The sequence below is a fragment of the Leisingera sp. F5 genome, from assembly GCF_001593695.1.
Window position 1 is genome coordinate 1 of record NZ_LUKH01001266.1, and the last position, 1,147, is coordinate 1,147.

General features: G+C 58.3%; 1 protein-coding gene and 1 pseudogene. Both read right to left on the reverse strand.

Going from position 1 to position 1,147, the window contains the following annotated elements; translation table 11 throughout:
• A pseudogene (locus A2I95_RS40670) lies at positions 1 to 131 on the reverse strand (DUF1810 domain-containing protein); the annotation flags it as partial.
• Positions 128 to 1,147: argininosuccinate synthase (locus A2I95_RS40675; protein ID WP_291737982.1), on the reverse strand; the 1,020-nt coding region annotated here is incomplete at its 5' end. The gene A2I95_RS40675 and the pseudogene A2I95_RS40670, both read right to left, overlap by 4 nt.

Below are 1,147 nucleotides of genomic sequence, written 5' to 3' on the forward strand. Positions count from 1 at the left end.
CTCGTCTTTTTTCCTGCAGAGAGTTCTGTCAGGACAGCCGCCCAAACGGTGTCCTGAGCTTCGACGAACATTTCCAGTTCTTCCGCGAAATCGTCCTCGAAACCGCCGTCTATGCCGCCGTAATCACTCACTTTTTGAGCCGGCGCTCGCGTGCGGCCAGCAGTTTGAGGCGCAGGGCATTCAGCTGAATGAAACCTGCAGCATCGGTCTGGTCATAGGCGCCGGCGTCTTCCTCAAAAGTCACATGCGCTTCGGAGTAGAGCGAGTGTTCCGACCAGCGGCCCACGCAGGCTGCGGAGCCTTTGTAAAGCTTCAGGCGCACGGTTCCGGTGACATGTTCCTGGCTCTTGTCGATAGCAGCTTGCAGCATTTCGCGCTCGGGCGAATACCAGAAGCCATTGTAGATCAGCTCTGCGTATTTCGGCATCAATTCATCTTTGAGATGCATTGCCCCGCGGTCCATGGTGATCGATTCAATGCCGCGGTGGGCTTCCAGCAACAGGGTGCCGCCCGGGGTTTCATAAATGCCGCGGGATTTCATGCCGACAAAACGGCCTTCGACCAGATCAAGACGGCCGCAGCCATGCTTGCCACCCAATTCGTTCAGTTTGGTCAGCAGGTCTGCCGGGCTCAGCGTTTCACCATTAATGCTGACAGCATCGCCCTTTTCAAAACCGACCTCGATGAACTCAGGTTCATTCGGTGCGTCCTCGGGGTGAACGGTGCGCTGGTAGACATAATCAGGCGCCATGACCGCCGGGTCTTCCAGAACCTTGCCCTCGGAGGACGTGTGCAGCAGGTTCGCGTCAACTGAGAAGGGAGCTTCGCCGCGTTTGTCCTTGGCCACCGGGATCTGGTTTGCTTCGGCAAATTCCAGCAGACGGGTACGCGAGGTCAGATCCCATTCACGCCAGGGTGCGATCACCTTGATGTCCGGGTTCAAAGCGTAGGCTGCCAGCTCAAAGCGGACCTGATCGTTGCCCTTGCCGGTGGCGCCATGGGCGACCGCGTCGGCGCCGGTGGACTCGGCGATTTCCACAAGACGTTTGGAGATCAGCGGGCGGGCAATCGAGGTGCCCAGCAGATACAGGCCTTCGTAAACCGCATTGGCGCGGAACATCGGGAAGACGAAGTCGCGGACAAATTC